Here is a 22,953-nt window from a genome sequence, read left to right as displayed (position 1 = left end):
CATGGAAAGAGTCAGTATTGTTGAGCGCCCGGACTGGCGCGATAAAGCCACCGAATACGGTTTCAACTTTCACACTATGTACGGCGAGCCGTACTGGTGTGAGGATGCGTATTATAAGCTCACGCTTGCTCAGGTCGAAAAGCTGGAAGAGGTCACCGCAGAGCTGCATCAAATGTGTCTCAAAGTGGTGGAAAGGGTCATCGCCAGCGATGAGCTGATGACCAAGTTTCGCATTCCGAAGCATACCTGGGGCTTTGTCCGCCAGTCCTGGCTGACACAGCAGCCGTCGCTCTATTCGCGTCTCGATCTGGCGTGGGACGGCACGGGCGAGCCTAAGCTGTTAGAAAACAACGCCGATACGCCAACCTCTCTGTACGAAGCTGCGTTTTTCCAGTGGATCTGGCTGGAAGACCAACTCAATGCAGGCAACCTGCCGGAAGGCAGCGATCAATTCAACAGTCTGCAGGAAAAGCTGATCGAGCGTTTCGCCGAGCTGCGTGAGCAGTATGGTTTTCAGTTGCTACATCTGACCTGTTGTCGCGATACGGTGGAAGATCGCGGAACGATCCAGTATCTGCAGGATTGCGCTGCCGAAGCTGAAATCGCCACTGAATTCCTCTATGTCGAAGATATTGGTCTTGGTGAAAAGGGTCAGTTCACGGATATGCAGGATCAGGTCATTGCTAACCTGTTCAAGCTCTATCCGTGGGAATTCATGCTGCGCGAAATGTTCTCCACTAAGCTGGAAGACGCTGGCGTTCGCTGGCTGGAACCAGCCTGGAAGAGCATCATCTCCAACAAAGCGTTATTACCGCTGTTGTGGGAAATGTTCCCGGATCATCCGAATCTGCTGCCTGCGTATTTCGCCGAAGATGACTATCCTCAGATGGATAAATTCGTCGTAAAGCCGATCTTCTCACGTGAAGGCGCGAACGTTTCAATTATCGAAAACGGTAAAACGATCGAAGCAGTGGAAGGGCCGTACGGCGAAGAAGGTATGATCGTGCAGCAATTCCATCAGCTACCGAAGTTTGGCGACAGCTATATGTTGATCGGCAGCTGGCTAATCAACGATCAACCAGCTGGCATTGGCATTCGCGAAGACCGTGCGTTAATCACGCAGGATCTCTCGCGTTTCTATCCGCATATTTTTGTCGAATGACTGAGAGTGCCGGGTGGTAGCTGCGTCTTACCCGGCCTACAGCACGAACTGTAGGCTCGATAAGCGCAGTGCCATCGGGCATTTATCATCCGACCTGCACCGACAACATACTCAAACTTCCCATCTCAATCCCGTCAACAGGAATAGTCACCGGCTCTTTGCCATCCCAGGCACCTAATACATACAGCAGCGGCAGATAGTGATCCGGTGTCGGGTTCGATAACGATCCCCCTTCATGATCGAGATAGTTCACCAGCGGGTGCTGTTCAACCGGTCCCTGCCATGTCAGGTTTGTTTTAACATAATCGTTGAATGAGGTCGCCCACGGATATGGCGTGTTCTCACCGTGCCAACGCGCAGTGCGCAGGTTATGCACCACGTTACCGCTGGCTACCAGCATAATGCCCTCATCACGCAGTGCCGCCAGCTTGCGGCCAATTTCAAAATGCCAGGCCGCAGGTTTGGTACTGTCAATGCTCAGCTGCACCATCGGAATATCCGCATGCGGGTACATCTTGATCAGCACGCCCCATGAACCGTGGTCAAAACCCCACGCCTCTTTGTCTAAGGTAACGGGCACTGGGGCCAGCAAGTCAACCAGATGCTGCGCCAGTTCCGGTGATCCAGGAGCCGGGTAATGGGTGTCATACAGCGCCTGCGGAAAACCGCCAAAATCGTGGATTGTTTTAGGCGCTTCCATCGCCGTCACGCCCGTGCCACGAGTGAACCAATGCGCCGAGACCACCACAATGGCTTTCGGGCGCGGCAACGTTTCCCCCAGTTGCTGCCAGGCGCGGGTATAAACGTTATCTTCCAGAACATTCATCGGGCTACCGTGACCCAAAAACAATGCTGGCATACGAGTTGAAGACATGATGATATCCTTACTGAGGGAGTCATTTTGATACCACCACAATACGCTTATTCGGCTGATGAAGAACTCAGATAACCATGATGAAGATCATCAGTTATTTTGACGATCCAACCCGGACAGCAGATTGATAAGGAGTTTTATTTGTCGATGTCAGTACCTTTACTTCTGACTTTACTGGCAGGCGCCGCCACGTTTATCGGCGCATTTCTCGGCGTGTTAGGGCAAAAACCCTCCAACCGCGTGCTCGCCTTTTCGTTAGGCTTCGCCGCAGGGATTATGTTACTGATCTCACTGATGGAGATGCTCCCAGCCGCACTGGCTGCTGAAGGTATGTCGCCGGTATTGGGCTACGGAATGTTTATCGTTGGCTTACTGGGATACTTTGGCCTGGACCGCCTATTGCCGCACGCGCACCCTCAGGATCTGGTACAGAAAACCACGCGGCCTCTGCCCGGATCCATTAAACGTACCGCGATTTTATTAACGCTCGGCATTAGCCTGCACAACTTCCCGGAAGGGATAGCGACGTTTGTTACCGCCAGCAGCAACCTCGAGCTGGGCTTTGGTATTGCCCTTGCCGTCGCATTACACAATATTCCTGAAGGATTAGCCGTTGCGGGTCCAGTCTATGCAGCCACGGGCTCCAAACGGACGGCGATATTCTGGGCCGGGATCTCGGGCATGGCGGAAATCCTGGGCGGCGTACTGGCGTGGTTAATTCTGGGGAGCCTGATCTCACCGGTAGTGATGGCGGCAATAATGGCAGCAGTCGCAGGAATTATGGTGGCGCTGTCCGTCGATGAGCTAATGCCGTTGGCAAAAGAGATCGACCCGAATAATAATCCCAGCTATGGGGTACTTTGTGGAATGTCGGTGATGGGGTTAAGCCTTGTCATCCTCCAGTCCATGGGGATCGGCTAATTCAGAGGGCGGATGCCACCCTGCTAATTTACAGCATCCGCTCATCCATAGCAGAACGTGAAGGACTATTCCTGTTCCTTAACCGCGCTGTTATCTTCGCCAGAACGACGAAAGAGTTTGTTTCGCGCCTCGAGTAATGCATCCCGGTCTTGCCGAAATGCCCGACAATAACGCTTCATATGGCAATAATAACCAACTGCAACGAGTGCAATTAATACAATCCAGTACCAGGCGATAAACATTCTTTTACCCTTAAAATTTAACATCATTAAACATTTAACGTTAAAATTTTACACAACCTTATTCTGACATACTCATATAGTGGCATATTCCAGAAACAAATATATGATTTCGATCATATAAACCAGCAGCTATGCAAATAGTTAACACCGTTATAAAAAATAAAACAATGTCGACAAGATCACACTGCGCAATAATAAATATTGCCCTTAAAATAACGCACTCATACCATCCCAAAAATAATAAAAATTAGCACCTGCAAAATAATACATTTCATCAATATTAATATATTCACCATAAAAGTAGCATCAGCAATACCATATTTTATTATATTCACATCGTAAAAACATAATATATTCAGCACTGTTATATTTAAAGATAATATAAGGAGATATATCCATGTTTACACAGTACCGAAAAACACTTCTAGCCGGAACGCTTGCACTGACGTTTGGCTTTGCCGCAGGGAATTCATTTGCCGCAGGTTTCCAACCAGCCCAGCCCGCAGGAAAATTGGGTGCGATAGTCGTTGACCCATACGGAAACGCCCCTCTTACCGCACTGGTTGAATTAGATAGTCACGTTATTTCGGATGTTAAAGTCACCGTTCATGGTAAAGGTGAAAAAGGAGTCCCAATTACCTATACCGTCGGCAAAGAATCCCTCGCCACCTACGATGGGGTTCCTATTTTTGGCCTTTATCAAAAGTTCGCTAATAAGGTCACCGTTGAATATAAAGAAAATGGCAAGGCCATCAAGGAAGATTACGTGGTGCAAACATCTGCCATCGTTAATCACTACATGGATAACCGTTCTATTTCCGATTTACAGCAAACAAACGTTATAAAGGTCGCACCTGGCTTTGAAGACCGTCTCTATCTGGTGAATACCCACACCTTTACCGCGCAGGGCGCAGAATTCCACTGGCATGGTGAAAAAGATAAAAATGCCGGTATCCTGGATGCTGGTCCGGCCGGTGGCGCATTACCCTTTGATATCGCACCCTTTACCTTTGTCGTTGATACGGAAGGCGAATATCGTTGGTGGCTGGATCAGGACACTTTCTATGACGGCCATGACATGGATATCAATAAGCGCGGTTACCTGATGGGCATACGGGAGACACCGCGCGGCACCTTCACCGCCGTACAGGGCCAGCACTGGTATGAGTTCGATATGATGGGCCAGATTCTGGCCGACCATAAGCTGCCGCGCGGATTCCTCGACGCATCGCATGAGTCCGTCGAAACGGTGAACGGCACCGTACTGCTTCGCGTGGGTAAACGTGATTATCGCAAGGAAGATGGCATTCACGTACAAACTATCCGCGACCAGATTATTGAAGTCGACAAATCCGGTCGTGTTGTTGACGTGTGGGATCTGACAAAAATTCTCGATCCGATGCGTGATGCACTGCTGGGTGCGTTGGATGCGGGCGCGGTATGCGTCAACGTGGACCTCGCTCATGCCGGTCAGCAGGCAAAACTGGAGCCAGATACCCCCTACGGTGACGCCCTCGGCGTGGGTGCTGGTCGTAACTGGGCGCACGTTAACTCCATCGCCTTTGACGCCAAAGACGACGCCATCATTATCTCTTCCCGCCATCAGGGGGTTGTCAAAATCGGTCGCGATAAACAGGTGAAGTGGATCCTTGCACCGTCTAAAGGCTGGAATAAGGCGCTGGCAAGCAAGCTGTTAAAACCGGTTGATGATAAAGGCACCGCACTGAAATGTGATGAAAATGGCAAGTGCGAGAATACCGATTTCGATTTTACCTACACTCAACACACCGCATGGCTCTCCAGCAAAGGAACGCTTACCATTTTTGACAACGGCGATGGCCGCGGACTCGAACAACCAGCGTTACCAACGATGAAATACTCCCGTTTCGTCGAATATAAAATTGACGAGAAAAAAGGGACCGTTCAGCAAATTTGGGAGTACGGAAAAGAGCGCGGTTACGATTTTTATAGCCCTATCACCTCGGTTATCGAATATCAAAAGGATCGCGACACCATGTTTGGCTTTGGTGGTTCGATTAATTTATTTGACGTTGGACAACCAACCATCGGCAAAATCAACGAAATTGACTACAAAACAAAAGAAGTCAAAGTCGAAATTAATGTCCTGTCCGATAAGCCAAATCAAACTCACTACCGTGCATTGCTGGTTCATCCACGCCAAATGTTTAAATAATTACGTTAGATTAAGGATTAATTATGTCATCTAAATGGATCACTTCATTATTTAAAAGTGTGGTATTAACCGCCGCGCTTGCCTCACCGTTTGCAGCATCAGCGTTTACTGAAGGCACTGATTATATGGTTCTGGAAAAACCAATTCCCAATGCTGATAAGACGTTGATCAAAGTATTCAGTTACGCCTGCCCATTTTGCTACAAATATGATAAAGCCGTGACAGGGCCCGTGTCAGACAAAGTCGCCGATGTCGTTACTTTCACTCCGTTTCATCTGGAAACCAAAGGGGAATACGGTAAGCAGGCCAGTGAAATCTTTGCCGTAATGATTGCCAGGGACATGGCTGCAGGTATTTCATTGTTTGACGCCAAATCACAGTTTAAAAAAGCCAAGTTCGCTTATTACGCCGCCTACCACGATAAGAAAGAGCGCTGGTCAGAGGGTAAAGATCCCGCCTCATTCATCAAAACAGGGTTGGATGCAGCGGGCATGAGCCAGGCTGATTTTGACGCGGCATTGAAGGATCCTGCCGTCCAGCAAACGCTGGAGAAATGGAAAGCAGCATATGATGTCGCCAAAATTCAGGGCGTTCCGGCTTACGTCGTCAATGGTAAATACCTGATCTACACCAAAAATATCAAATCTATTGATTCCATGGCTGAGCTTGTCAGAGAGCTCGCGAAAAAATAAACAGGGACCCGGCTATGGCTTTCATAAAAGGATCGTGGCGAGACTTATGTAATACACCGGTTGATACCCTGGTGAGATGGCAGGAACAGCGCTTTCTGTGGCTGTTGATGGCTTGCGCAATGGGTGGATTGATTATTCTGGCGCACTCGTTCTTCCAAATCTATCTCTACATGGCACCCTGCGAGCAATGTGTCTACATTCGTTTTGCCATGCTGGTGATGGTTTTTGGCGGATTGATTGCGGCAATCAACCCCAAAAATGTTGTTCTGAAGCTCATCGGTTGTATCGCGGCATTTTACGGCAGCATCCTGGGCATTAAGTTCTCCATCAAACTTAACAGCATTCATTATGCTGTACATAATCCGGACCCGGATTCGCTGTTTGGCGTACAGGGATGTTCCACCGATCCGACATTCCCTTTCAATTTGCCTCTGGCCAACTGGGCACCGGAGTGGTTTAAACCCACAGGAGATTGCGGCTATGACGCTCCCATTGTTCCCGACGGCGTGGCGCTCAGCAGTACGCAAAAGTGGTTTGTCGATCTGTACCAGCAGTCAGAAGGCTGGTATCTGATCCCGCCTTGGCATTTTATGAACATGGCGCAGGCCTGTTTGTTGGCCTTTAGTTTGTGCTTACTGTTGCTCGTCATTATGAGCGGCGCATGGGCATTAAAGCGGGTGAGAACCAAATAATCAGAGCAAGAAACAAAAAAACCGAAGCCTGGAAGATGGCTTCGGTTTTTTATGCTTACCGCGACTAACGTGGTAATTTGCGATTAGCTGGCTTTGCGCTCATGCGCCTGACGGTAAGCCACCAGGTCTTCGATAGTAACTACCGCCATATTATGCTTGCCGGCAAATTCGATACATTCTGGCGCACGCGCCATGGTGCCATCGTCATTGGTCAGTTCGCACAGCACGCCTGCCGGTTTAAACCCTGCCAGCGTCATCAGGTCGATGGTTGCTTCAGTGTGACCACCGCGGGTCAACACGCCACCTGCCTGAGCACGCAGCGGGAAAACGTGCCCCGGACGGTTAAGATCGGAAGGTTTAGCGCAATCCTGAATTGCCGCACGCACCGTAGTAACACGGTCCGCAGCGGAAACGCCGGTGGTCACGCCTTCTGCGGCTTCAATGGTCACGGTAAAACCGGTACCGTAAGCGCTGGTGTTATTTTCCACCATCATTGGCAGATCGAGCTGTTTGCGTCGGTCTTCAGTGATGCACAGGCATACAATACCGCTGCCGTGACGGATGGTCAGAGCCATCTGTTCAACGGTCATGGTTTCTGCCGGGAAAATCATATCGCCTTCGTTTTCACGATCTTCGTCGTCAAGCACCATCACACCGCGTCCTTCACGCAGCGCAGACAGCGCAAGTTCAACACGTTCGAAAGGCGTACCAAAAGAGGAAAGTAGCGTCTGATTCATGGTAAAAAAACCTCACTAAAATTATGGTTACCAGAATCAGGGCAGTCTTAGGAGTACCGTCTAAGCGGCAAAAAAATAACGTGAGCGGGTCCATGCCCGACTGGATCGTTACTCTCTCCCATCCGGACTCTAACCGTCGGCCCCGGAATTACACCGGATCTGCTGACCTTTGAGTTTGCACCCAAAGCGCTCGCGGGCTTTCAACCTGAGTTGATTTACCGCCGGTGGGGAATTTCGCCCCGCCCTGAGAATAAGCGGGTTAACTATAACGCTATTGATTACCTTCATCAACGCCTTTGCTCGTCTTAGCTTCACACAATTCTGGTTTATGCCTGTGCCAGTTCGCACTACAATAGGCAACAACACGTACCAGTTCAGGGAAACCACAATGATTGACCCGAAAAAAATTGAGCAGATTGCTCGTCAGGTTCACGAGTCGATGCCGAAAGGGATCCGCGAGTTTGGCGAAGACGTCGAGAAGAAAATTCGTCAAACGCTGCAGTCACAGCTGACCCGTCTGGATCTGGTAAGCCGTGAAGAGTTTGATGTACAGACTCAGGTTTTGCTGCGTACCCGTGAAAAGCTGGCGCTGCTTGAGCAACGTCTGACGGAGCTGGAATCGCGTGAAAAAACGGCGGAAGTTAAACCTGCTCCCGCGATCCCGTCAGTCGATCCGCAAGAGTAAAAACGACAACGGGCCGCAAGGCCCGTTTTTTCTGTTAGTGTTCCAGTTCTAGCTTCCTGGCCTCCGTCGCTTGCTGGCAGTACAGCGCATAGCGTTTGCAAAACCAGCTACGATGTTCTTCATCCATATTCCCAGTTATCGCCTGGATATCTACGGGATGGCCCTCAGCTTGCATCCTGGCAAAACTACGGGCCAGGAAATCGAAATTGTTCATTGAATACATATTGCTGTTCATGAGCATACCCTCCAGTTATTGAATATCTGTTAAGGCCATATGCTTTTTCTAATTTCAGTATTTCCCTGGATGCGAAGTTATTCTGTACATATTGTGCGCAAACCCACTGCGCTGGTTCACAGTTTCCCACGAAATCTAAGAGGGGTCGGATTTAAGGTCAGCGTGACGCACGCTGGATTGTAACGTCATGTAAAAGTAAATCAGGGGGAGAAATCCCTTCTCCCCTTATTCCTTTACTTTAAGTTGAAGAAAACAGCAGCATCAACAGCAAGAAACGTATCGCATCCAAAAGTTCGATACGTTTCCAGCATTTGTTATTTATCGCTGTCTTTTTGGATCTTCTTGATGATATTGGTCGTTGAGCAGCCATCTTCAAAGTTCAGCACCAGCACTTCACCGCCGTTCGCCCACACTTCTTTGCTGCCCGCAATATCTTCCGGCTTATAGTCGCCGCCTTTTACCAGCAGATCCGGCAGGATGCCGGCAATCAGACGCTGTGGTGTGTCTTCTTCAAAAGAGACCACCCAGTCGACGGCTTCCAGCGCGCCCAGCACGATCATGCGCTGTTCCAGCGGGTTGACCGGACGCGTTTCGCCTTTCAGACGTTTGGTCGAAGCATCGCTGTTTACCGCCACGATCAGACGATCGCCCAGCTTGCGCGCATTCGCCAGATAGGAAACGTGGCCCGCATGGAGGATGTCGAACACGCCGTTGGTCATCACCACTTTCTCACCGCGCTTGCGGGCGCTGGCTACGGCCTGTTTCAGCTCAGACTCGCTCATCACGCCAAAGCCAGTGTCGGCCCGACCGCGCACGGCGTTTTCCAGTTCAATCGGGGAAACGGTGGAAGTCCCCAGTTTACCGACGACAACACCCGCTGCGGCATTAGCAAAATAACACGCCTCTTCCAGAGTGTTCCCCGCCGCCAGCGTCGCAGCCAGCACGCCGATCACCGTATCACCCGCACCCGTCACGTCATACACTTCCTGCGCCTGCGTCGGCATATGCAGTGGCGATTTGCCCGGTTGCAGCAGCGTCATACCCTGTTCGGAACGCGTGATCAGCAGCGCAGAAAGGTCGAAATCTGCAATTACTTTCATGCCGCGCTCAACCAGTTCATCTTCGCTTTTGCACTTACCGGCCACCGCTTCAAATTCAGACAAATTCGGCGTCAGCAGCGTTGCGCCCCGATAGCGTTCAAAATCGGTCCCTTTCGGATCGATAAGCACCGGCACCCCAGCCTTACGCGCCAGAGCAATCATCTGCTGCACGCTTGCCAGCGCGCCTTTGGCATAATCGGAGAGCACCAAAGCGCCAATGGAGCCCAGAGCCTGGTTAATACGCTCATGCAGCGGCTGCGGATCCACGCCTTCAAAACCTTCTTCGAAATCCAGGCGAATCAGCTGCTGGTTGCGGGAAAGCACGCGCAGTTTGGTGATCGTCGGATGAGTTGGCACAGAAACGAAGTCACATTTTACGTTCACATCCGCCAGCGTTTTGCTCAGCGCACGCGCCGCGTCGTCAATCCCAGTCAGGCCCACCAGACGCGAATTCGCTCCCAGAGAGGCAATGTTCATCGCCACGTTTGCTGCGCCACCGGGACGTTCTTCAATGGTATCAACCTTCACCACCGGAACCGGCGCTTCAGGTGAAATACGGCTGGTAGGACCGTACCAGTAGCGATCTAGCATCACATCACCGACAACCATGACTCCTGCACGTTCAAACTCTGGCAGCGTTACTTTCATTCCTGTCTCCTGAGAGATTCTCTGAGGGTCTTAAAATTTGCGCGCGATAATAGCACACTTCACTCGGCAACCAGCCACTTCTGCCAGCTGTCACGCACCAGCGTACGTTCAGCGTCGAAGTGCTCCGGCGCCACATGGCCCGGAAGTTCCTGCAATGCAAGATGGTGAAGTTCATCACGCAGCGTCGTATAAGCACGGGTAAGCGCCAGCGCTTCCTGCTCATCCATAATGTCGTTTTGCGCCAGTAACTCCAGAATGCGCACGTTATCCGACCAGCGCGTCAGCTTCGGTTTTTCATGCGCATAGCGCAGCACCAGGTATTGCGTAATAAACTCAATGTCGGTGATGCCGCCTTCATCCGCTTTGATATCAAAACGATCGCGATGCTTATTGCCCAAATGGGCCCGCATTTTCTCACGCATTTCGCGCACATCGGTCTGCAAGGTTTTCGCATCGCGGACGAGGGTCATGATATCGCGACGAATCGCATCAAACTGAGAGGTCAACCGCGGGTCGCCGTACACCACTCGAGCGCGCACCAGCGCCTGATGCTCCCACGTCCAGGCTTCGTTGCGCTGGTAATCAGCGAAAGCCTCGGTTGATGTCACCAGCATTCCCGCCGCGCCGGACGGACGCAACCGCGCATCCACTTCATACAAAATACCGGATGAGGTGCGGGTGCTGAAAAGGTGCATAATGCGCTGCGACAGACGCAAATAGAACTGTCGCCCGTCAATCTCACGCTCACCATCCGTCATCACGTCCATAGGACAGTCATGCAGGAAGATCAAATCAAGATCCGAACTGTAGCCCAGCTCCCAGCCGCCCAGTTTGCCATACCCGACGACGGCAAAACCGCGCCCCTCGCGCTCGTCAAGATGAGTGGGTTGCCCGTAGCGAGCGACCATCTGCATCCACGCCTGCTGGACTACCGCATCAATAATAGCTTCCGCCAGCCAGGTTAAGTGGTCGCTCACCTTCATCACCGGCAGCGTACCAGCGATATCTGCCGCGGCAATGCGCAGCAACTGCGTTTGCTTAAACTGACGCAGCGCTTCCAACTGCTGCTCTTCGTCATCTTCCGGTACGCGCAGCAAATACTGGCGCAGTTCATCACGGTAGGCATCCGTGGCGGTGGGTTGATACAGGGTGTTCGGATCCAGCAGTTCATCGAGCAACAGCGGATACCGCGCCAGCTGGCTGGCGATCATCGGCGAAGCGGCACATAACGAAATCAGATGCTTAAGCGCTCCGGGGAATTCGCTCAGCAGCTCCAGATAGGTCGTACGGGTCACAATGCCTACCAGCAGCGGTGTGATGCGCGACAGTGGGACTGAGGCGTCGTCACGCGAACAGACATCGCTCAGCAGATGTGGCATTAAGTGATCCAGCACCTGGCGTCCGCGTGGGCCAATGGTGCGTTTATCCAGCTCTTTGCGAAAATCGGCAATCAGAGACAGCACGCGCCGGCGATCGTCATCCGCCAGATGCGTCAGCACCGGCGTGGTGTCATCTTCCTGTAATGCGTCCTGCCACAGTTCACGCCACTGTTCTGAGAGCGACTCTTCCTGGGTTTCTGCTTCGTCATCGCCAATCAACTCGTTAAACACCCGGCGCACGTTGTCCATATGACTGGCCAGCACATCGGTTAGCTGCTGCCAGTCATCGACGTTCATCCCCCACGCCAGCCGCGCGCGGTTCAGTTCATCGCCTGGCAACGTCTGGGTCTGCTCATCATTGATACTTTGCAGCAGGTTCTCCAGACGACGTAAATAGAGATAGGCTGCGCGCAGTTGTTCCGCGTCGGTGTCTGACAGCAGGTGCAACGCATTGATGGCGCTGAGCGTGGGTAACAGCGAGCGGGATTGCAATGACGGCTCGCGCCCACCGCGAATAAGCTGGAAGACCTGCACGATAAATTCGATTTCACGAATACCACCCGCGCCCAACTTAATGTTTTCTTTCAGGCCACGGCGGCGCACTTCGCGGGCAATCATTCCTTTCATGTTACGCAGAGACTGGATCACGCTGAAATCAATATAGCGGCGGAAGACAAAAGGCCGCAGCATAGCGCGAAGCTCACTGACGTAAGTACCGTCGCAATCGCCCATAATGCGGGCTTTGACCATCGCATAGCGTTCCCAGTCGCGCCCTTGTTCCTGGTAATAATCCTCCAGCGCGGAGAAGCTCAGCACCAGCGGGCCGCTGTCGCCAAACGGGCGTAAACGCATATCCACCCGATAGACAAATCCATCCATTGTGGGCTGATCCAGCACTTTGATGAGCCGCTGGCCCATACGGGTAAAGAACTGCGCGTTATCCAGCTCGCGACGTCCACCCTGCGTGCTGCCGTGCTCCGGCCAGGCAAAAATCAGATCGATATCAGAGGAAAAATTCAGTTCACCGCCGCCCAGTTTCCCCATGCCTAAAATCAGCAGCGGTTGCGCAACACCTTGTGGATTACAGGGCGTCCCCCATTCACGACAGCAGGCGGCGTATAACCAGTCACGCGCGGCGACGATCAACGTTTCAGCCAAATGGCTTAGCTGCTGCAAGATACTCTCTTCCGTCACCAGCGACAGCGTCTGCGCCCAGGCGATACGCACCATGATGCGACGGCGAAACAGGCGCAGCTCACGCATCAGCGTGTTTTCATCGCTAACGTCGACCAATGCTTGCTGTAACCAATCAGCATAGTGTTGCCATTCATCCGCCCCGGGTGGCGTGCTTTCCAGTTCGACCAGCCATTCGGGATGGGCAATAATGCTGTCGCGAAAAAAATCACTGAATGTAAGCACTGACTTCGCCTGAATACTAAGCGAGGACTCAGATATTGCTGCTGGCAGCCGCTCAACAACGGTCGGCCAGTACTGCTGTAACGGTGAAGAGAGCTGCTTCATTTATGGATTATCCTTTGAATAGTACCGGGCAGCGGCATGTTGCCTTATCCAGCCTGCATGCCGCTTCCGCCCATCGCGTAGGCCTGATAAGCGCAGCGCCATCAGGCATCCCGGCCTCACCCTGATTATCGTTTTCCGCTGTGCAGCCAGAACGGTTCCAAAGCAATCGCCTCGTTGCGGAAGTGTTCAATTTCAATGTATTGGTTGGCCGCAATGGCGTGACGTAAACCCTGCCAGGTGGCGATCCATTCCGATGCGACCTTTTCGTCGTAGTATCCCGCCAGCATCAGCATGCTATCAATATTGCGCGTCAGGCGCGGAAGTTGAGCGGCGTACTGATCGCCCAGCGGCTGAGCAAAAGCTGTTTTCAGTTCAGCGGCATGGCGCGAGAGATGGGTATCTGAGAAACGCTTAAAGGAGTCGGCTATTTTACCCTGCGCCTTCGCATCAAGGAACGGCTGCCACCCTTTGGTCACCAGCCATTCGGTCAACGCCAGCTTGGCCATCGCCGTTTGCGTGCTGTAAACCGCGGAAACGGCAGAAACGTCAGACGCAATGATCGCTTCCGACTGGGTCAGCAAATCACGTAAGTGAGCACTCGCTTTTCGCGGCACATTACCGCCAAACAGCATCAGAATGTGACGCACCAGGCCCATCGCAGCCAGCACCTCGGCTTTCGCCCCTTTGACGCCGCGCACCCACAGCTCTTCATGGTACTGCCACTGTGATAATGCCAGCTCCAGCGCCGCTTCCAGCCCTTGCTCAATACTTGCTTTTGCCGGAACCTTCAAAATGCGCGTCGGTTTGAGTTCACGCGGTGCATTCCCCTGAGCCAGATGATAGCCGCGCGCCGCTTTACTCAGGCTGCCCTGGCGTAAACCGGTTTGCGATACCAGCTGGTTTGCCAGCTTCAATACCGCACGGGTATCGCCGCTTAACAGCTCCAGTTCAAGCTCACAGATAGGTTCAGCCAACTCGCCCGCTTTCACTTCCCCGAGATCGAGGGCCATTTCAATGCGGCTACCGTCGATATCAAGGTGCCATTTCTCACGGTAAAAATCGGTGCTGAAGAGCGGCTGTACCTGAGAGGCAAGTTCAGCGGGCAGTTTGCCATCAGGCCAGACTTCCGTTGGGAACAGGGAGAGATCCAACTCTGGCGCGTTCAGCGCAACGTTAAACTCCGGCCGCTGATGCAGGCCACCCGTCACTCGTCCGGCAATTTTCATGGTCATTTCGTAATGACCGTTTTCACCGCGAATACGCAGCCCCATATCGTGACCACGCAGCCACGCATCGGGCGTTTCGTAGTAGATATTCAGCAACTGGCTGGGCGCATGATGCTCTCCCCCCAGCGTATTCAGACGTTCACGTAGCGCATCTACAGCGTCACTATTGACGATAAATTTTAATTCGATTTCCTGGGCCATGGTCTTGTACTTATGGGTTATGTCACAGTTGAGAAAACTGACTGCGAACTAAGCTCGTTCTTTATGGTCAGTAGATAGTATTTTGCGCCAAATTGCCATGCAACGAGCAATTTGACGGGCGTAAAAGTTTCGAGTGGTGGCAAAAAGGACACAGATGATTCCGATTGATGTCGAATGCTTTGCGTAGAGACACTGATGCCACTACTATCGTTCCACTTTCTATGACAATAACGACAGCCTGATGCCAAAATTACGCCTGATTGGATTAACTTTACTCGCACTTAGCGCCACTGCAGTCTCTCATGCCGAAGAAAAGCGCTATGTTTCTGACGAACTGAACACCTGGGTCCGCAGCGGTCCGGGAGATAATTATCGCCTCGTGGGTACGGTTAACGCCGGCGAGGAAGTCACGCTATTACAGACCGATGCCAACACTAACTACGCCCAGGTGAAAGACAGCACCGGACGTACCGCCTGGATCCCACTGAAAGAGCTGAACAGTACGCCGAGCCTGCGTACCCGCGTTCCCGATCTGGAAAACCAGGTTAAGACCTTGACCGATAAGCTCAATAATATCGACACCACGTGGAATCAGCGCACCGCCGATATGCAGCAAAAGGTGTCGCAAAGCGACAGCGTAATCGACGGGCTGAAACAAGAAAACCAGAAGCTGAGGAACGAGCTTATCGTGGCGCAAAAGAAGGTCAGCGCAGCCAACCTTCAGCTTGATGACAAACAGCGCACCATCATCATGCAGTGGTTTATGTATGGCGGCGGCGTGCTTGGTCTTGGTTTGTTGCTCGGCCTGGTTCTGCCACACATGATCCCCAGCCGTAAACGTAAAGATCGCTGGATGAACTGAATCGCCTTCTCCGCCGCACTGACATATGATTAAGGGATCATAATTTCAAAAGGAAAGTGGCGTGAAGATTTATCTGGTCGGTGGTGCTGTTCGGGATGCGTTATTAGGGCTACCGATTAAAGATAAAGATTGGGTTGTTGTCGGCGCCACGCCGCAAGAGATGCTCGACGCGGGCTACCAGCAGGTAGGCCGCGATTTTCCCGTGTTTCTGCATCCGCAAACCCGGGAAGAGTATGCGCTGGCGCGTACCGAACGCAAATCAGGCTCGGGGTATACCGGATTCACCTGTTACGCCGCGCCGGATGTGACGCTGGAGGCCGATCTTCAGCGTCGCGATCTGACCATCAACGCAATGGCCCGCGATGACGACGGCGAGATTATCGATCCGTATAACGGACGCGACGATCTGGAAAACCGTCTGCTACGCCATGTGTCCCCCGCCTTTAGCGAAGACCCATTGCGCGTGCTGCGCGTGGCGCGCTTTGCTGCCCGCTATGCGCACCTCGGTTTTCGTATCGCTGAAGAAACCATGACGCTGATGCGCGATATGAACGCCGCAGGGGAACTGGAGCACCTGACGCCAGAGCGGGTGTGGAAAGAAACAGAAGGTGCTTTAACCACCCGCAACCCACAGGTATTTTTTCAGGTCCTGCGCGACTGCGGCGCACTGCACGTCCTGTTTCCGGAAGTAGATGCTCTGTTTGGCGTTCCCGCGCCCGCGCAATGGCATCCGGAAATTGATACAGGTATTCACACGCTGATGACGCTGTCGATGGCGGCCATGTTAAGTCCGGAGGTCGACGTGCGTTTCGCCACGCTGTGCCACGATCTTGGCAAGGCATTGACGCCAAAAGCGCTGTGGCCACGCCACCACGGTCACGGTCCGGCTGGCGTGAAGCTGGTCGAGCAACTGTGCCAACGCCTGCGCGTGCCGAATGACATCCGTGATTTAGCCAAACTGGTAGCCGAGTTCCACGACCTCATTCATACCTTCCCGATCCTGCAGCCGAAAACCATCGTTAAGCTGTTTGATTCCATCGATGCCTGGCGCAAACCGCAGCGCGTGGAGCAAATCGCCCTGACCAGCGAGGCCGACGTGCGTGGGCGAACCGGTTTTGAAGCGGCGGATTATCCGCAAGGCAGGCTGTTGCGTGAAGCCTGGCAGGTTGCGCAGGCGGTACCAACGAAAGACGTCGTTGAGGCGGGATTCAAAGGTCAGGCTATTCGCGAGGAACTGACCCGGCGTCGGATCGCGGCGGTGGCCGCCTGGAAAGAACAACGTTGCCCAAAAGCATAGACAGTGCATTGCCGGATAAGCGTTAACGCCGCTATCCGGCAAGCTAGCAAAATCAGAAGAACACGACGTAAACGGCAGCCGCCACAATAAAGCGGTAAATCGCAAACGGAATAAACGAGATGCGCTTAATCAGCTGTAGGAAGGTTTTGATCGCCACCAACGCCACGATAAACGCCGTCACGAAACCAACTGCAAACATCGGAATATCTGATGCGCTGAGGAACGTCCAGCTTTTGTAGAGATCCAGCGCCGTTGCGCCCATCATCATCGGCACGGCCAGCAGGAAGGAGAATTCGGAGGCCGCGTAACGGCTTACTCCCATCAGCATACCGCCAGAAATCGTCGCCCCGGAACGAGAAAAACCCGGCCACAGCGCCAGACACTGGAAACAGCCAATCATAAACGCCTGGCGATAGGTCATATCATCCAGACCCGGCGCTCGCGGCTCTTTCGGCTTCAGGCATTCTGCGGCAATCAGCAGCACGCCCCCTACCACCAGCGCATACATGACGTTGATCGGGTTAAACAGCGATTTGATGATGTCGTGGAAAATCAGTCCCAGTACGACGGCAGGAACCATCCCCAACAGGATATGGCCCAGCGTCAGCCGACCTTTGCCAGTGCCTTCATGTGGGACCTTACCGAAGTGAATGCCAATCAGGCCAAACAGGCGTCGCCAGAACATCACCACGACCGCCAGGATAGAGCCCAACTGGATTACCACCTCAAATGTTTTTGCGGTGTCACCCTCAAAACCCAACAAGTGGCCAACAATAATCATATGGCCGGTACTGGAAACGGGTAAAAACTCCGTCAATCCTTCGACCACACCCAAAATTGCCGCCACCAGCAGCGAGTGCATATCACTCATTAATGAACCTCTAGATAGAGAAACCACGGCGAAAACGAGCCGACATAAAGACCCTTTTATACCCGTTTGGTTTAGATATTATTAAGTTAATTATTTTCTTTCAGATTATTGCCACGCTCAATGATAACCCCGACGTTCGCCGCACGGGCAACCGCGCCAGGTTTACTGAGTTTGATCCGCACCCATGGAGAATTAAAACGGCTAAGCAGCAGATCCGCCACTTCTTCCGCCACGCGTTCGACCAGCGCAAAGCGCCCGCCTTCCACATGATTAACAACCGTTTGAGCAATATCAGCATAGCTCAGGCAATCAGCCACATCATCGCTTTTAGCCGATTTACGGTTGTCCCACGCCATTTCGATATCGAACACCAACTGTTGTTCGATCGTTTGTTCCCAGTCGTAAACACCAATAGTGGTGATTACAGAAAGTTGCTCTATAAATACAATATCCATCACGACCTGCCTGCTTTTTGGCTAACCCGGATACCACTTCCGGCGAAATATGCGTATTATCCACAGAAGTAGCGTTTTACACGACATTTTCAAAACGGAACAGCTTATGAGTGCAATCGCGCCTGGAATGATTATCTTCGCGTACCTCTGTGGCTCAATTTCCAGTGCTATTCTGGTATGCCGCCTTGCTGGATTACCGGACCCGCGTGACAGCGGATCTGGGAATCCGGGCGCGACAAACGTATTGCGCATCGGTGGCAAAGGAGCCGCCGTCGCGGTGCTGATTTTCGACGTCCTGAAAGGTATGTTACCCGTCTGGGGTGCCTATGCGCTAGGCATTAGCCCCTTCTGGCTGGGATTGATCGCGATCGCCGCCTGTCTGGGTCACATTTGGCCGGTCTTCTTCGGCTTTAAAGGTGGGAAAGGCGTTGCCACCGCCTTTGGCGCAATTGCGCCGATTGGTTGGGATTTAACCGGTGTGATGGCCGGAACCTGGCTGCTGACCGTCTTATTAAGCGGCTATTCATCATTAGGCGCTATCGTCAGCGCGCTGATCGCCCCCTTTTACGTCTGGTGGTTCAATCCCCAGTTCACTTTCCCGGTGTCCATGCTGTCGTGCTTAATTCTGTTACGCCACCATGACAACATTCAGCGTCTGTGGCGTCGTCAGGAGCCAAAGATCTGGACCAAGCTGAAGAAAAAACGCGAAAGAGACCCAGAGTGATTTTAATGTCGGATAGCGACGCAACAGCGTCTTATCCGGCGTGGGGAATGTGATACCCCTCTACCGTTTTGCCTAATCGGTGCTGGCACCACGTCGCCAGAAACTCCACGCACACCCGAAGCTTCACGCTGCGGTACAGCGGCTCCTGATAAACCGCCCAGATATTGGCGCTTTGCGCATAGTCCGGCAGCACGCGCACCAGTTCACCGCTTGCCAGAAACGGCTGCAGGTCCCATTCGGAACGCAGCATAATCCCTTTTCCCTGTAGCGCCCACTGCAACACAATCTCGCCGCTGTTAGAGGAAAGATGTCCCGCCACCTTGACCGACTTTTTCTCCTGGCCGTTATCCAGCTCCCACACCCCGTGGGTCATATCGCGTTCTTTAGTGACCAGGCAATCATGACGACTTAATTCCTGCAGCGTTGTCGGCTCACCGTATTTTTGTAAATACGTCGGCGCTGCACATAATATTCTTCTATTTTTCGTTAACAAATGCGCAATATAATAATCCGGAATCTCGTCATTAATACGAATATCCAAATCGATATTATCCTGCGCCAAATCAATTTGCCGATCATAAAGTTCAAAATGCACCTGTAATTCAGGATAGCTATGCATCAGTTCGGTAATAGCCGGTGCAATATAACTGCGCCCAAAGCCAAAGCTACAGCCGATACGAATCATCCCTGCCGGGCGCGTTTTGAGTTGCGTGACGTCATCGACCAGATGCTGATAGCCCGCAAGAATAGCCTGCGCATGTTCATAACAACGTTGACCACTCTCCGTGAGTATCACGCCGCGCGCGGAGCGGCTTAGCAGCGTCGTCCCCAGCGTGGACTCAAGGATCTGAATGCGTTTCGTCACAAACGCGGGCGTTTGTCCGAGCGCCGCGGCGGCGGCACTGAAGCTGCCGCTATGAACAATTTCAACCAGGACCTGCAGGTCTTTCGCGAGGGGATACGTGTTCAGCATGATCGGTATATCCGTAAAGTTGTTAACCGCAGTGTAATTCCCTCATGCGTATTAAACCCTGCCTTTGCGCAATTTTTATTGCTTATCTGAACATCATTCACGATCTGTTAATTGGATATTCACAGTGGCAAATAATATAAAACCACATTTTTAGTGATAGTTTGTGGCGGAGAATTTATTTCCAGATAAATAAAAGAACTGGAGTTAACAAGATGAGCAATCAAAATAACCAAAATGCGATAACTACGCTGACAAACATTGTCGCCGATTTTACCGCCATGATTTCTACCCGCATGCCTGACGACGTCGTAGATAAATTAAAACAGCTGCGTGAAGGCGAAACTTCGCCGATGGGTAAAATCATCTACCACACCATGTTTGACAACATGCAGAAAGCTATCGACCTGAACCGTCCGGCCTGTCAGGACACCGGCGAGATTATGTTCTTTGTGAAGGTCGGCTCCCGTTTTCCGCTGCTGGGCGAACTGCAAAGCATCCTGAAACAGGCCGTTGAAGACGCCACGGTAAAAGCGCCGCTGCGCCATAACGCGGTCGAGATTTTTGACGAAGTGAATACCGGCAAAAATACCGGTACCGGTGTGCCGTGGGTCACCTGGGACATCATCCCTGATAACGACGACGCGGAAATCGAAGTCTACATGGCAGGCGGCGGTTGTACGCTGCCGGGACGTTCGAAAGTGTTAATGCCCTCTGAAGGCTACGAGGGCGTGGTGAAATTTGTCTTCGAAAATATCTCCACGTTAGCAGTCAACGCTTGCCCGCCGGTGCTGGTGGGCGTAGGTATTGCCACCTCCGTGGAAACCGCCGCCGTACTTTCTCGTAAAGCGGTGCTACGTCCTATCGGATCACGTCATCCGAATCCAAAAGCGGCCGAACTGGAACTGCGTCTGGAAGAAGGGCTGAACCGTCTGGGCATCGGCCCGCAAGGGTTGACCGGGAATAGCTCGGTGATGGGCGTGCATATCGAATCCGCCGCACGCCATCCGTCGACTATCGGCGTTGCCGTTTCTACCGGCTGCTGGGCACACCGTCGCGGCACACTGTTAGTTCATGCTGACCTCTCCTTCGAAAACCTGTCTCACACCCGGAGCGCGTTATGAAAAAGATCCTCACAACCCCGATCAAAGCCGAAGATCTGGCCGACATTCGCGTTGGCGATGTCATCTACCTGACCGGTACGCTGGTGACCTGCCGTGACGTGTGTCACCGCCGCCTGATCGAACTGAAGCGCCCGATTCCTTATGACCTGAACGGCAAAGCCATTTTCCACGCGGGGCCCATCGTACGTAAGAACGGTGAAAAATGGGAGATGGTCTCCGTTGGCCCAACCACCAGCATGCGTATGGAAGCGTTTGAGAAAGACTTTATCGAGCAGACGGGCGTCAAACTGGTGGTCGGCAAGGGAGGCATGGGACCGCTAACGGAAGCAGGCTGCAAACAGTTTAAAGCGCTGCACGTAATCTTCCCGGCAGGTTGTGCGGTCGTGGCGGCAACCCAGGTTGAAGAGATCGAAGAGGTACACTGGACCGAACTTGGCATGCCGGAGTCCCTGTGGGTATGTCGGGTTAAAGAGTTCGGCCCGCTGATCGTTTCCATCGACACCCACGGCAATAACCTGATCGCCGAAAACAAAAAGCTGTTCGCTGAACGTCGCGATCCTATCGTCGATGAAATCTGCGAGCACGTGCACTACATCAAATAACCCTCCCGGAGAGGCGCTGCGCCTCTCCCTTTTCGTAGGGATACAACAATGGCACCTTTAGCTGGTTGGTGGCGATACCTGGCTCCGCTGGTGGTCATCGCCATTATTGCTGTACTGCCCGTCCCCAACGGCCTTGAGAGCCACACCTGGCTCTATTTTGCCGTTTTTACCGGTGTGATTGTGGGGCTTATTCTGGAACCTGTACCGGGCGCGGTGGTGGCGATGATTGGCATTTCGATCATCGCCGTCCTTTCACCGTGGCTGCTGTTCAGCCCGGAGCAACTCGCGCAGGACGGTTTTAAATTTACCGCCAAATCGCTGTCATGGGCGGTCTCTGGTTTTTCAAACTCGGTAATCTGGCTTATCTTCGCGGCCTTTATGTTTGGTACCGGCTATGAGAAAACCGGGCTCGGTCGACGTATCGCGCTGATGCTGGTGAAAAAGATGGGGCACCGGACGCTGTTTCTCGGCTATGCGGTGATGTTCTCTGAACTTATCCTCGCTCCCGTCACGCCGTCCAACTCCGCGCGCGGGGCCGGAATAATCTACCCGATTATCCGCAACCTGCCGCCGCTGTATAACTCGCAGCCCAATAGCGCCAGTTCTCGCTCCATTGGCTCGTACATTATGTGGATGGGCATTGTCGCCGACTGCGTCACCAGCGCCATTTTCTTAACGGCGATGGCGCCGAACCTGCTGTTAATCGGCCTGATGAAAGGCGCGTCCCACACGGCGCTGAGCTGGGGCGACTGGTTCTTAGGCATGCTGCCGCTGAGTATTTTACTGGTGCTGATTGTGCCCTGGCTGGCGTACGTGTTGTATCCACCGGTACTGAAATCCGGCGATCAGGTTCCGCGCTGGGCGGATACAGAGCTAAAAGCAATGGGACCGCTCTGCGCACGCGAGAAAAAAATGTTGGTGCTGATGGTCGGCGCACTGGTGCTGTGGATCTTCGGCGGCGATTACATTGACGCTGCGATGGTCGGATACAGCGTAGTGGCGTTGATGCTGGTACTGCGCATCATTAGCTGGGATGACATCGTCAGTAATAAAGCCGCGTGGAACGTCTTTTTCTGGCTGGCCTCGCTGATAACGCTGGCGACCGGGCTCAATAACACCGGTTTTATTACCTGGTTCGGCAAGCTGCTGGCAAACGGGTTGAGCGGCTATTCGCCGATGATGGTGATGGTGGCGCTCATTGTGGTGTTCTATCTGCTGCGCTACTTCTTTGCCAGCGCCACGGCGTATACCTCCGCCCTGGCACCGATGATGATTGCCGCCGCGCTGGCGATGCCGGAAATCCCACTCCCGGTCTTCTGCCTGATGGTCGGCGCAGCCATTGGTCTCGGCAGCATTCTGACCCCGTATGCCACCGGTCCTAGCCCTATCTACTACGGCAGCGGCTATTTGCCGACGGTAGATTACTGGCGACTCGGTGCTATTTTTGGCCTGATTTTCCTTGTGCTGCTGGTGATTACCGGTCTGATCTGGATGCCCCTCGTTTTACTGTAAAACCCCATTGGGGCGGCATATTGTCGC

At 52.8% G+C, this 22,953-nt stretch carries 22 protein-coding genes and 1 riboswitch; of the genes, 12 read left to right on the top strand and 10 right to left on the bottom strand.

Annotated features, from left to right (window positions below):
* Window position 1: 1 nt before the first annotated feature.
* Window positions 2-1,162, top strand: a complete 1,161-nt coding sequence (locus tag HV314_RS03525; protein ID WP_019077698.1) for a glutathionylspermidine synthase family protein — start codon at window positions 2-4, stop codon at window positions 1,160-1,162.
* Between the two features lie 85 nt (window positions 1,163-1,247).
* Here HV314_RS03525 and ygiD read toward each other — a convergent pair whose 3' ends face one another.
* Window positions 1,248-2,036 (bottom strand): 4,5-DOPA dioxygenase extradiol, encoded by a 789-nt coding sequence (gene ygiD, locus HV314_RS03520; RefSeq protein WP_181547344.1) that lies wholly within the window; start codon window positions 2,034-2,036, stop codon window positions 1,248-1,250.
* A 147-nt stretch (window positions 2,037-2,183) separates the two neighbouring features.
* Here ygiD and zupT point away from each other — a divergent pair, with 147 nt between their 5' ends.
* Complete coding sequence (zupT, locus tag HV314_RS03515) at window positions 2,184-2,957, top strand: zinc transporter ZupT (protein WP_016157488.1); 774 nt, start codon at window positions 2,184-2,186, stop codon at window positions 2,955-2,957.
* Between the two features lie 65 nt (window positions 2,958-3,022).
* On the opposite strand, the gene HV314_RS03510 is transcribed toward zupT, so the two are convergent.
* A complete protein-coding gene (locus HV314_RS03510) occupies window positions 3,023-3,199 on the bottom strand; it encodes a hypothetical protein (protein ID WP_016154525.1) in 177 nt (58 codons plus the stop codon).
* 397 nt (window positions 3,200-3,596) lie between these two features.
* On the opposite strand from HV314_RS03510, the gene HV314_RS03505 reads away from it, so the two are divergent.
* The 3 genes from HV314_RS03505 to dsbI are packed head-to-tail and all read left to right on the top strand — an operon-like array spanning window position 3,597 to window position 6,777.
* Window positions 3,597-5,393: an aryl-sulfate sulfotransferase gene (locus HV314_RS03505; RefSeq protein WP_181547342.1), complete on the top strand. Its 1,797-nt coding sequence runs from the start codon at window positions 3,597-3,599 to the stop codon at window positions 5,391-5,393.
* A gap of 23 nt (window positions 5,394-5,416) precedes the next feature.
* Window positions 5,417-6,085 carry a thiol:disulfide interchange protein DsbA/DsbL gene (locus HV314_RS03500; protein WP_019077701.1) on the top strand — a complete coding sequence of 223 codons (669 nt, stop codon included), beginning with the start codon at window positions 5,417-5,419 and terminating at the stop codon, window positions 6,083-6,085.
* Window positions 6,086-6,099: 14 nt separating this feature from the next.
* Window positions 6,100-6,777, top strand: a complete 678-nt coding sequence (dsbI, locus tag HV314_RS03495) for a protein-disulfide oxidoreductase DsbI (RefSeq protein WP_047414041.1) — start codon at window positions 6,100-6,102, stop codon at window positions 6,775-6,777.
* 83 nt (window positions 6,778-6,860) lie between these two features.
* On the opposite strand, the gene ribB is transcribed toward dsbI, so the two are convergent.
* Window positions 6,861-7,514 (bottom strand): 3,4-dihydroxy-2-butanone-4-phosphate synthase, encoded by a 654-nt coding sequence (ribB, locus tag HV314_RS03490; protein ID WP_181547340.1) that lies wholly within the window; start codon window positions 7,512-7,514, stop codon window positions 6,861-6,863.
* A 106-nt stretch (window positions 7,515-7,620) separates the two neighbouring features.
* Window positions 7,621-7,770: riboswitch (FMN riboswitch) on the bottom strand.
* Window positions 7,771-7,902: 132 nt separating this feature from the next.
* Here ribB and ubiK point away from each other — a divergent pair.
* Complete coding sequence (ubiK, locus tag HV314_RS03485; protein ID WP_003024618.1) at window positions 7,903-8,199, top strand: ubiquinone biosynthesis accessory factor UbiK; 297 nt, start codon at window positions 7,903-7,905, stop codon at window positions 8,197-8,199.
* Between the two features lie 34 nt (window positions 8,200-8,233).
* On the opposite strand, the gene glgS is transcribed toward ubiK, so the two are convergent.
* The 4 genes from glgS to HV314_RS03465 all read right to left on the bottom strand — a co-directional run bounded on the left by glgS (window position 8,234) and on the right by HV314_RS03465 (window position 14,509).
* A complete protein-coding gene (gene glgS / locus HV314_RS03480) occupies window positions 8,234-8,440 on the bottom strand; it encodes a cell surface composition regulator GlgS (RefSeq protein ID WP_019077704.1) in 207 nt (68 codons plus the stop codon).
* 308 nt (window positions 8,441-8,748) lie between these two features.
* Window positions 8,749-10,182 (bottom strand): bifunctional D-glycero-beta-D-manno-heptose-7-phosphate kinase/D-glycero-beta-D-manno-heptose 1-phosphate adenylyltransferase HldE, encoded by a 1,434-nt coding sequence (gene hldE, locus HV314_RS03475; protein ID WP_016154530.1) that lies wholly within the window; start codon window positions 10,180-10,182, stop codon window positions 8,749-8,751.
* 59 nt (window positions 10,183-10,241) lie between these two features.
* Entirely contained in the window at window positions 10,242-13,082 is a 2,841-nt protein-coding gene (gene glnE / locus HV314_RS03470; protein WP_181547338.1) for a bifunctional [glutamate--ammonia ligase]-adenylyl-L-tyrosine phosphorylase/[glutamate--ammonia-ligase] adenylyltransferase, read from the bottom strand.
* A gap of 125 nt (window positions 13,083-13,207) precedes the next feature.
* Entirely contained in the window at window positions 13,208-14,509 is a 1,302-nt protein-coding gene (locus HV314_RS03465; protein ID WP_181547336.1) for a CYTH domain-containing protein, read from the bottom strand.
* Window positions 14,510-14,750: 241 nt separating this feature from the next.
* Between HV314_RS03465 and HV314_RS03460 the strand changes: the two genes are divergently transcribed.
* Both HV314_RS03460 and HV314_RS03455 read left to right on the top strand, forming a co-directional pair.
* A complete protein-coding gene (locus tag HV314_RS03460) occupies window positions 14,751-15,371 on the top strand; it encodes a TIGR04211 family SH3 domain-containing protein (protein WP_016154533.1) in 621 nt (206 codons plus the stop codon).
* 61 nt (window positions 15,372-15,432) lie between these two features.
* Entirely contained in the window at window positions 15,433-16,668 is a 1,236-nt protein-coding gene (locus HV314_RS03455) for a multifunctional CCA addition/repair protein (RefSeq protein ID WP_047414044.1), read from the top strand.
* Window positions 16,669-16,720: 52 nt separating this feature from the next.
* Here the strand turns inward: HV314_RS03455 and bacA are convergent, their stop codons facing one another.
* Both bacA and folB read right to left on the bottom strand, forming a co-directional pair.
* Window positions 16,721-17,539 (bottom strand): undecaprenyl-diphosphate phosphatase, encoded by an 819-nt coding sequence (bacA, locus tag HV314_RS03450; protein ID WP_016154535.1) that lies wholly within the window; start codon window positions 17,537-17,539, stop codon window positions 16,721-16,723.
* A gap of 86 nt (window positions 17,540-17,625) precedes the next feature.
* Window positions 17,626-17,994 carry a bifunctional dihydroneopterin aldolase/7,8-dihydroneopterin epimerase gene (gene folB / locus HV314_RS03445; RefSeq protein ID WP_003828442.1) on the bottom strand — a complete coding sequence of 123 codons (369 nt, stop codon included), beginning with the start codon at window positions 17,992-17,994 and terminating at the stop codon, window positions 17,626-17,628.
* 106 nt (window positions 17,995-18,100) lie between these two features.
* Between folB and plsY the strand changes: the two genes are divergently transcribed.
* Entirely contained in the window at window positions 18,101-18,718 is a 618-nt protein-coding gene (gene plsY / locus HV314_RS03440; RefSeq protein ID WP_016154536.1) for a glycerol-3-phosphate 1-O-acyltransferase PlsY, read from the top strand.
* Window positions 18,719-18,749: 31 nt separating this feature from the next.
* Here plsY and ttdR read toward each other — a convergent pair whose 3' ends face one another.
* Window positions 18,750-19,691 carry an L-tartrate utilization transcriptional activator TtdR gene (gene ttdR, locus HV314_RS03435; RefSeq protein ID WP_181547335.1) on the bottom strand — a complete coding sequence of 314 codons (942 nt, stop codon included), beginning with the start codon at window positions 19,689-19,691 and terminating at the stop codon, window positions 18,750-18,752.
* 212 nt (window positions 19,692-19,903) lie between these two features.
* On the opposite strand from ttdR, the gene ttdA reads away from it, so the two are divergent.
* From ttdA to HV314_RS03420, 3 genes are read left to right on the top strand one after another with little or no spacing between them, the layout of a single operon-like run.
* Window positions 19,904-20,812, top strand: a complete 909-nt coding sequence (gene ttdA, locus HV314_RS03430) for a L(+)-tartrate dehydratase subunit alpha (protein ID WP_016154538.1) — start codon at window positions 19,904-19,906, stop codon at window positions 20,810-20,812.
* Window positions 20,809-21,414 (top strand): L(+)-tartrate dehydratase subunit beta, encoded by a 606-nt coding sequence (ttdB, locus tag HV314_RS03425; RefSeq protein WP_016154539.1) that lies wholly within the window; start codon window positions 20,809-20,811, stop codon window positions 21,412-21,414. The genes ttdA and ttdB overlap by 4 nt, the downstream gene beginning before the upstream one ends.
* A 48-nt stretch (window positions 21,415-21,462) precedes the next feature.
* The gene (locus HV314_RS03420) at window positions 21,463-22,926 is read left to right on the top strand and encodes an anion permease (protein ID WP_181547333.1); all 1,464 of its coding nucleotides are present in this window, start codon (window positions 21,463-21,465) and stop codon (window positions 22,924-22,926) included.
* Window positions 22,927-22,953 lie beyond the last annotated feature (27 nt).

Origin of the sequence: Citrobacter sp. RHBSTW-00887 (assembly GCF_013728095.1) — a bacterium.
GTDB lineage: Bacteria > Pseudomonadota > Gammaproteobacteria > Enterobacterales > Enterobacteriaceae > Citrobacter > Citrobacter braakii.
Note: the sequence above shows the minus strand (reverse complement) of the source record. Positions and strands in the feature narration are given on the sequence as shown.

Coding starts and splice junctions, on each gene's coding strand:
- HV314_RS03500 (WP_019077701.1), top strand. CDS start 5,417: ATGTCATCTAAATGGATCACTTCATTATTTAAAAGTGTGGTATTAACC.
- ygiD (WP_181547344.1), bottom strand. CDS start 2,036: ATGTCTTCAACTCGTATGCCAGCATTGTTTTTGGGTCACGGTAGCCCG.
- ttdR (WP_181547335.1), bottom strand. CDS start 19,691: ATGCTGAACACGTATCCCCTCGCGAAAGACCTGCAGGTCCTGGTTGAA.
- ribB (WP_181547340.1), bottom strand. CDS start 7,514: ATGAATCAGACGCTACTTTCCTCTTTTGGTACGCCTTTCGAACGTGTT.
- glnE (WP_181547338.1), bottom strand. CDS start 13,082: ATGAAGCAGCTCTCTTCACCGTTACAGCAGTACTGGCCGACCGTTGTT.
- glgS (WP_019077704.1), bottom strand. CDS start 8,440: ATGCTCATGAACAGCAATATGTATTCAATGAACAATTTCGATTTCCTG.
- plsY (WP_016154536.1), top strand. CDS start 18,101: ATGAGTGCAATCGCGCCTGGAATGATTATCTTCGCGTACCTCTGTGGC.
- HV314_RS03460 (WP_016154533.1), top strand. CDS start 14,751: ATGCCAAAATTACGCCTGATTGGATTAACTTTACTCGCACTTAGCGCC.
- hldE (WP_016154530.1), bottom strand. CDS start 10,182: ATGAAAGTAACGCTGCCAGAGTTTGAACGTGCAGGAGTCATGGTTGTC.
- ttdA (WP_016154538.1), top strand. CDS start 19,904: ATGAGCAATCAAAATAACCAAAATGCGATAACTACGCTGACAAACATT.
- ttdB (WP_016154539.1), top strand. CDS start 20,809: ATGAAAAAGATCCTCACAACCCCGATCAAAGCCGAAGATCTGGCCGAC.
- HV314_RS03510 (WP_016154525.1), bottom strand. CDS start 3,199: ATGTTTATCGCCTGGTACTGGATTGTATTAATTGCACTCGTTGCAGTT.
- HV314_RS03525 (WP_019077698.1), top strand. CDS start 2: ATGGAAAGAGTCAGTATTGTTGAGCGCCCGGACTGGCGCGATAAAGCC.
- HV314_RS03420 (WP_181547333.1), top strand. CDS start 21,463: ATGGCACCTTTAGCTGGTTGGTGGCGATACCTGGCTCCGCTGGTGGTC.
- ubiK (WP_003024618.1), top strand. CDS start 7,903: ATGATTGACCCGAAAAAAATTGAGCAGATTGCTCGTCAGGTTCACGAG.
- bacA (WP_016154535.1), bottom strand. CDS start 17,539: ATGAGTGATATGCACTCGCTGCTGGTGGCGGCAATTTTGGGTGTGGTC.
- zupT (WP_016157488.1), top strand. CDS start 2,184: ATGTCAGTACCTTTACTTCTGACTTTACTGGCAGGCGCCGCCACGTTT.
- dsbI (WP_047414041.1), top strand. CDS start 6,100: ATGGCTTTCATAAAAGGATCGTGGCGAGACTTATGTAATACACCGGTT.
- HV314_RS03465 (WP_181547336.1), bottom strand. CDS start 14,509: ATGGCCCAGGAAATCGAATTAAAATTTATCGTCAATAGTGACGCTGTA.
- HV314_RS03505 (WP_181547342.1), top strand. CDS start 3,597: ATGTTTACACAGTACCGAAAAACACTTCTAGCCGGAACGCTTGCACTG.
- folB (WP_003828442.1), bottom strand. CDS start 17,994: ATGGATATTGTATTTATAGAGCAACTTTCTGTAATCACCACTATTGGT.